Raw genomic sequence first — 5,981 nt, forward strand, 5'->3', positions numbered from 1 at the left:
GATAGAGGTGCTTAATGTTTCGTGGTATGTGGCGGCGAGTGTCGGCTTCAACCCCGCCCACGGTGGGGCGGGGAATCCGCCTTGGTTTCTTTTTGAAGTCTCGTTCTCAACTCCGGCTTCGTGAAACCGTGCTCAGTGTTGTCCAGAGAGTGGAATACCTCCTGAAGCGTTTCCTCAGCCGTTGTTCTTCCAGTCTTACCAGTAGTGAGGGGCGTACTGACTCGGGCTGCTCAGCCCGAGTCAGTCATCGAGACAACCGCTATCCGTACGGTATTTGCCCGAGAAACGCGCGAAACAGGGCGGTCGGGACGACTGGATCCGTCCCGACCGCCCGACGTGGGGTCACGAGCAGATTCGTCAACACCCACAGATTGTACAACGCGACAGCGAACAGAAAGTAAAATAGCCGTACTGAGAACGTTGGTGACGACGTTCTCGGGAGAAACTCCGTAATCTTGCGGTAGGACGTTTCGATCCCCCACCGACGGCGATACGCTTCAGCCAGTGGCCGAGCGATCTCGACGTCAGTGCCGACGTCGAGATCGCGGTTAGTGACCAGACAGAAGTGGTCGTCATCTCGTGTTCGGTGCGGAACGACGACGAGCCGGACTGTCGTCCGGCACGTCGGCGGATTCGATCGAGCCATCTCGTACTCTGCGATGAACGTGTCGCTGTCGTGGTCGTCAATGAATTGCTGTACCTTTCGTGTTTGCGGCGCACGCATGAGGAACTCAACGTCGAGTTCTTTGAGCGCTAGGGCGAGGTGAACACGATAGAAGCCACGATCGAGGTAAAGGCGGTTGATTTCGACGTACTTGCGGACGTCTGAGACGAGTTGACGGAGTGCATCCGCCAACTCGTCGGTATCGCTGCCTTCCAAGGCTACCGATCCAAGCGTGAATCGGACGCTCGGATCGACGATACAGACGGTAGCGAACTTGTACGCACGATCGGTGCCCTGCGCTGGATTCGTTGTACAGACACGAGGAGTCTCTTCGTCCCCGTAATAGAGCCAGTCGTGAACGTCAATTGCGACATCGACTGGCCGAGTAAACACGCGGTTGCGAGCTGCTTCATCGAGGATAGCCTCGCGGACGCGGTCGAACTGATCGTCGACCGCGTCCGCGTCGAGTCCGCGCAAATGGTAGAGAAGCGCTCGTGCGAGCGGATTTCGAGCGGCTGCATCAAGGGCAATATCGTCGCCACGGGCAAGCTGATAGGCTTTCGCACCAGTATTAGCGAACTCATTGTCGAAGGCAATCCGAGCGAGGACTCGCTGGAAGTCCTCGCTCGGATAGGTGCCGTTCGCAGCGATCCCGAACTCAAGTTCCGGAAACAGCAGTGATGAAGCCGCGCGAGTTACTTGCGTTGCCTCGGTTGTCTCGACCATATCGAGACAACGACCGCGATGATAATCGTCATCTGGTCACTTCAGCAACTACTGTGAACGGGTGGGTTTCCGCACTGTTGCCGCTATGAGTATACAGTCCACTGGGGTGGCTGACCAATCCAGTTGTCACCAGCCTACTGCCTTGGTTAATTGGAAGAGAGGGCGCTAAGCCCCCTCCCTCAAGGAAGCCGCGCCAGCGGCCGAGTCAGCAGGTGTCGCTCATCGATTTGTGCTCACACTCCGAAAACACCAGTCGACCAGAAAAAACATACAGCGTGCGTAACAGTATCGACTATGCACACACATAGTCCAACGGACCAATCAATCCTCATTACGGGTGGAGCAGGTTTCATTGGGGGTCATCTTGCAGAAACACTGACCGCCGACAACACCCTTCACATCCTGGATAACCTGACAACCGGGAAGCGGACAAATATCCCTCAAGCTGCTACCTTTCACGAAGGAGATATCCGTGATGATGGTGCCCTAACCCAACCGGACACAGCTACGGATCTTCTCTTCCACGAAGCTGCTCTTGTAAGTGTTGCCCGATCTACAGAAGCACCGGTTGCCAGTCACGACATCAACGTTGACGCCACGCTCTCCTTGCTTGAGTACGCTCGAACTCAGGACGCTCGCGTCGTACTTGCCTCGAGTGCAGCGATCTACGGCCATCCCAGCACTACCCCAATCTCCGAAACCCACTCGAAAGAGCCGACCTCACCATACGGCCTGGACAAACTCACCATTGACCACTACGCCCGACTGTACCACAACCTCTACGACCTCCAGACGGTTGCGCTGCGGTATTTCAATGTCTACGGTCCAGGACAAGTGGCCGGTGACTACAGCGGTGTCATTAGCGTCTTCATCGATCAGGCACTCTCTGGCGAAGATATCACCGTCCACGGCGATGGCCAGCAGACGCGCGATTTCGTCTTTATCGACGACGTCGTCCAGGCCAACTGCAAAGCCGCGACCACTGATGCAGTCGGCGAGGCCTACAATATCGGGACTGGCGAGTCGATCACCATCCGCGATCTAGCTGAACTCATTCAAGACATCACCGACACGAACTCAGATATTGTTCACACAGACGCTCGAACGGGTGACATCAAACATTCCGAAGCAGATATTTCGAAGGCACGAACGCAACTCGACTACGAGCCGTCAGTTTCCATCCGAGAGGGGATTGAACAGACAATTGACTGGTATCGTAATCACCATGAAGGATAGCATCGGCTGCCACTCGCAGGTACGGTCATCGCTGGCAACTGTCCCGCCACACTCGCCGCAGCCTATTCGACGTGGCGCTTTTCGCCAGATGCCGGCTTGTCGATTGACCGGCCAAGGTCGTTCGCGACCCAATAGGCGACCAGCTGTAGTTGCACGTTCGCAAGGATCGGCGTCAACCGTGGGCCGGCGTCGGGCACCTCGAGGACGTGCGTGGCGTACTGGCCGACGGCTGCGGGCGCATCAGTGACGGCGATCACCGGCGCGTCACGGGCCTCGACTTCTTTGACGTTCCGTAACGTTTTCGTCACCTCTCCTGGGTGATCAGCGCGAACACCAGTATCTCTTCGGTGACGAGCGCTAACGGCCCGTGTTTCAACTCACCGGCGGTGACCCCTTCCGCGTACTTGTAGATAATATCCGTCTTCGAGCAATCGTTCTGCCCCGGAGAGAAGTCGACACGCCTTCCGAAGTTGGACGAGGTCGGCACTCGAGACATCTAGCCCCTCCTCGGGAGTTTGCCCACCGTGACGGAACGCTTTCTGTGCGTTCGACAGATCTGGCTCGATGTCGTCGTGGCTAATCGGCATCCTTACGCACCTCTCCTGACGAGGCGTAGATGTTCTGGCGTAGCTCTTGGAGTCGGTCAGAACGGTCGAGTACTAGCCCTTCGTCGAAGATTTCTTTCAGATCTTCTCCGTGGGAGACAGCGGTGTCCGGCGTTTCGACAAGTACCTCGAACTCATACCGGTGGCCGTCGAACGATTCCTCCTCAATGTCACGTGCGAGGGACGTACAAATACGCCGCCCGTAGGTGAGATCTCCGTCAACGATAACGAGGTGGTCGATATCACTACGTCGGTCTGCTGTTCCGCGAGCGACGCTCCCAAAGAGAACGACTCCAACGAGTTCGTCGAGTTCCTCGCTCTCCTGAATTCGTGTCTCGAGTTCGTCGAGATAGGCCTGCACTGGCTTGCGGAATTCGGACTGTGGGATCATGAAGACGGGATCCGGTCGCTGAAGGTGATCCATGTCGATCGTAATGCGGGCGGGATGCTGTTCACTCACTGCGACTACGCCCAGTTTTTCGAGGAGTTCGACCGAACGCGAAATCGACGAGACGTCCGCGTCCGTAATCGACGCGAGTTCCTGCTGTGTGAATTCTTCGAAGGGATTGTTCGCGAGATGGTGGAGGATGTCCTGCATCGCCTGGTACCGGAATACACGTTCCTCCGGAAACGGGAAATCGAGGAGGACTTTCGAATTTTGCATATTCTGCAATAATTTGCACATCATGAAAAGGCTTCAGGAGTCATATAGATCACACCGAGGCTGGTTGAGAAAGTTGCCATCTGAACGCCGGACGACATCGATATGTACATTGATCGTCACGGACAGGACGACCTGGTTGTCGCGCTCGAATACCCTCGTGACGTACGCGAATCTTCGATTCGCTTGATTCAGGATTCCTCCGCGTGAACGCGGAGGGTGATGTCAACACAGAAGTATTGGCACCACTCCCGACGAGATCATTTAGCGTGCGGCCAGCGTATCGACCCGGATCCGTTCACCACCGTACAAGACGCGTGCATCGCTTTTGACGGCTGAAACCCACTCTTTGCCGTAGGTTTCGAGGTGAGTGTGCAGCTACTCACTCTTCGAGTAGATCATGCACGTACTGATCTTCCCATTGTCGTCGTGCTTCTAGCTCCCGTTTTCCCCGCCTCGTGACTGTATAGATGTTTGTTCGGCGGTCTTCTTGGCCCTTTTCGACGAGTCCTTTATCCACGAGTGTGTCGAGGTTTGGATACAGTCGCCCATGGTTAATTTCTGTATCGTAATAGCGCTCAAGTTCGTCTTTGATTGCTAGTCCATGGGGTTCGTCCTGTCCAGCAATCGTATAAATCAGGTCTCGCTGAAATCCAGTTAGATCGTACATATTCACAACTCACTGGGTTTGGATGTTAAGAATTCCGATACTCGTAGGCAAAAGCCTTAGCTGACTGGTGACAGGTCACTCTCTGTTGTATCTGCAACGCGTTCGAGAAGGCTTGTGATCAGATCGTGTGGGTTGTCGGTGCCTCCGTTTGAGTCATGATCAAGAACTGCTATTTCAAACGAATTAGCGCCCTGGAGGTCCCCGTTGGTTACGTCGATGTTGAGGATCGACCGTGTGTATATCACAAGCATCCGTTCGTCGGAAACAGTCAGATACTCAATATTGAGTCCCGACAGTGCTGATGCCAGGTTGATTTCCGAGGGTGCCTGGTATTGCTTTGCTATCCGTGCATCGTCGACCATTGCTTGGCTTTCAACGTACTCTCCGAAAATCCTATGGGTCTTTCCCCTCGTCACCTGCATCGGTGTTCCAAAGAAATCGTCGCGAAAGCCGAGCGCCACGACTGTACGCACATCGCCTTCGAGGACTTGGGCAGATTCGAGAGCGCATCAGCGATGGCAAGAAATTCCAGCAGTGGGCGTTCCGTGAGTTGCAGGACAAACCGCGAACAAAGCAGAACTAGCTGAGATCGTGGTTGACCCGGTTGAACCGTCTTACACGAGCCAGCAATGCTCGAAATGCGGCTGTACGCTTGACGAAAATCGTGAGGTGCAACACTTCGCCTGCTTGGACTGTGCAGGTGGCTACTACGACTGGCCACGCGAGAAAACGGGCGAAGAACTGACGCAGAGCTGGACGTGGCGCTCGCGACGTTCTCCGAACATCTGCGGCGGGCCGAAAGATGGCTCTGCAACTTGTTGTTCCAGTGGAGTTTTCAACAGACCCGCTCAGGGGTCTTCGGTTTCGTCTTCGCCGCGGGCGAAACTCGCTTGAGGATTGTCGGTGTTGTCGGCGGTGGCGGTGTCAGGTTCCTCAATGAGCTGCTCGAAGTCGTCCACCTGGTTGTACTGGTCTTGGTAGATGAGTGCCGCCTTCCCGTCGGACGTGATCTCGTACAACCCGGATCGTTCTGCCGGGCCGATCTTCCGAACGAGGCCGTAGTCCTCAAGCACCGGCAATCGTGTGTTGATGTTCTTGCGACTTTTTCCCGTGTGGGAGGCTAAATTCGTCGCAACGTTCCGACCTTTGTCTTCGAGTGCCTCAAGGATGAGAAAGTCAGTTGGTTGACGGAGTTTCATAGTTAGTAACTCTCGTAACGAGATGATAGTTCCACCGAAAGTTCGTACGCGAGACCGGGCGGTGGCCGATAATTAGTCATCATTCTTTGACTAAATTACAGATCCGATTGTCTCTTTGATTCATCAATACGCCAAGTATTAAGTGGAGGGTAATGTAACTGTTATAGAATTCAGTACCTATAAGTATCTACCAGTAGTAACCAGTAACATCAGAATGCCG

At 54.8% G+C, this 5,981-nt stretch carries 8 protein-coding genes and 1 pseudogene; 3 read left to right on the top strand and 6 right to left on the bottom strand.

All coding sequences use genetic code 11. The annotated features are described in order from the left end of the window. Positions 1 to 259: 259 nt before the first annotated feature. Positions 260 to 1,390 carry a transposase gene (locus tag BBD46_RS02475; protein WP_071400189.1) on the bottom strand — a complete coding sequence of 377 codons (1,131 nt, stop codon included), beginning with the start codon at positions 1,388 to 1,390 and terminating at the stop codon, positions 260 to 262. A 294-nt stretch (positions 1,391 to 1,684) separates the two neighbouring features. Between BBD46_RS02475 and BBD46_RS02480 the strand changes: the two genes are divergently transcribed. Then, the gene (locus tag BBD46_RS02480) at positions 1,685 to 2,626 is read left to right on the top strand and encodes an NAD-dependent epimerase/dehydratase family protein (RefSeq protein ID WP_071400190.1); all 942 of its coding nucleotides are present in this window, start codon (positions 1,685 to 1,687) and stop codon (positions 2,624 to 2,626) included. 25 nt (positions 2,627 to 2,651) lie between these two features. Here BBD46_RS02480 and BBD46_RS02485 read toward each other — a convergent pair. Next, a pseudogene (locus BBD46_RS02485) lies at positions 2,652 to 3,044 on the bottom strand (SIS domain-containing protein); the annotation flags it as partial. 158 nt (positions 3,045 to 3,202) lie between these two features. After that, positions 3,203 to 3,895, bottom strand: coding sequence for a nucleotidyltransferase domain-containing protein (locus BBD46_RS02495; protein WP_253184482.1), 693 nt, complete (start codon positions 3,893 to 3,895; stop codon positions 3,203 to 3,205). A 96-nt stretch (positions 3,896 to 3,991) separates the two neighbouring features. Here BBD46_RS02495 and BBD46_RS23625 point away from each other — a divergent pair, with 96 nt between their 5' ends. Further along, a complete protein-coding gene (locus BBD46_RS23625; RefSeq protein ID WP_420883930.1) occupies positions 3,992 to 4,102 on the top strand; it encodes a hypothetical protein in 111 nt (36 codons plus the stop codon). Between the two features lie 172 nt (positions 4,103 to 4,274). Here the strand turns inward: BBD46_RS23625 and BBD46_RS02500 are convergent, their stop codons facing one another. Next, positions 4,275 to 4,562, bottom strand: a complete 288-nt coding sequence (locus BBD46_RS02500; RefSeq protein ID WP_071400194.1) for a PadR family transcriptional regulator — start codon at positions 4,560 to 4,562, stop codon at positions 4,275 to 4,277. 56 nt (positions 4,563 to 4,618) lie between these two features. Then, entirely contained in the window at positions 4,619 to 4,924 is a 306-nt protein-coding gene (locus BBD46_RS02505; protein WP_084777652.1) for a hypothetical protein, read from the bottom strand. A 229-nt stretch (positions 4,925 to 5,153) separates the two neighbouring features. On the opposite strand from BBD46_RS02505, the gene BBD46_RS23050 reads away from it, so the two are divergent. Continuing rightward, positions 5,154 to 5,456 carry a zinc ribbon domain-containing protein gene (locus BBD46_RS23050; protein ID WP_253184484.1) on the top strand — a complete coding sequence of 101 codons (303 nt, stop codon included), beginning with the start codon at positions 5,154 to 5,156 and terminating at the stop codon, positions 5,454 to 5,456. On the opposite strand, the gene BBD46_RS02510 is transcribed toward BBD46_RS23050, so the two are convergent. Continuing rightward, positions 5,411 to 5,761, bottom strand: a complete 351-nt coding sequence (locus BBD46_RS02510) for a winged helix-turn-helix domain-containing protein (protein ID WP_071400196.1) — start codon at positions 5,759 to 5,761, stop codon at positions 5,411 to 5,413. The genes BBD46_RS23050 and BBD46_RS02510 overlap by 46 nt on opposite strands. Between the last annotated feature and the right edge of the window lie 220 nt (positions 5,762 to 5,981).

The sequence above is a fragment of the Natrialba sp. SSL1 genome, assembly GCF_001861355.1.
Taxonomy (GTDB): Archaea; Halobacteriota; Halobacteria; order Halobacteriales; family Natrialbaceae; genus Natrialba.

Coding starts and splice junctions, on each gene's coding strand:
- BBD46_RS02475 (WP_071400189.1), bottom strand. CDS start 1,390: ATGGTCGAGACAACCGAGGCAACGCAAGTAACTCGCGCGGCTTCATCA.
- BBD46_RS02480 (WP_071400190.1), top strand. CDS start 1,685: ATGCACACACATAGTCCAACGGACCAATCAATCCTCATTACGGGTGGA.
- BBD46_RS02495 (WP_253184482.1), bottom strand. CDS start 3,895: ATGCAAAATTCGAAAGTCCTCCTCGATTTCCCGTTTCCGGAGGAACGT.
- BBD46_RS02500 (WP_071400194.1), bottom strand. CDS start 4,562: ATGTACGATCTAACTGGATTTCAGCGAGACCTGATTTATACGATTGCT.
- BBD46_RS02505 (WP_084777652.1), bottom strand. CDS start 4,924: ATGGTCGACGATGCACGGATAGCAAAGCAATACCAGGCACCCTCGGAA.
- BBD46_RS02510 (WP_071400196.1), bottom strand. CDS start 5,761: ATGAAACTCCGTCAACCAACTGACTTTCTCATCCTTGAGGCACTCGAA.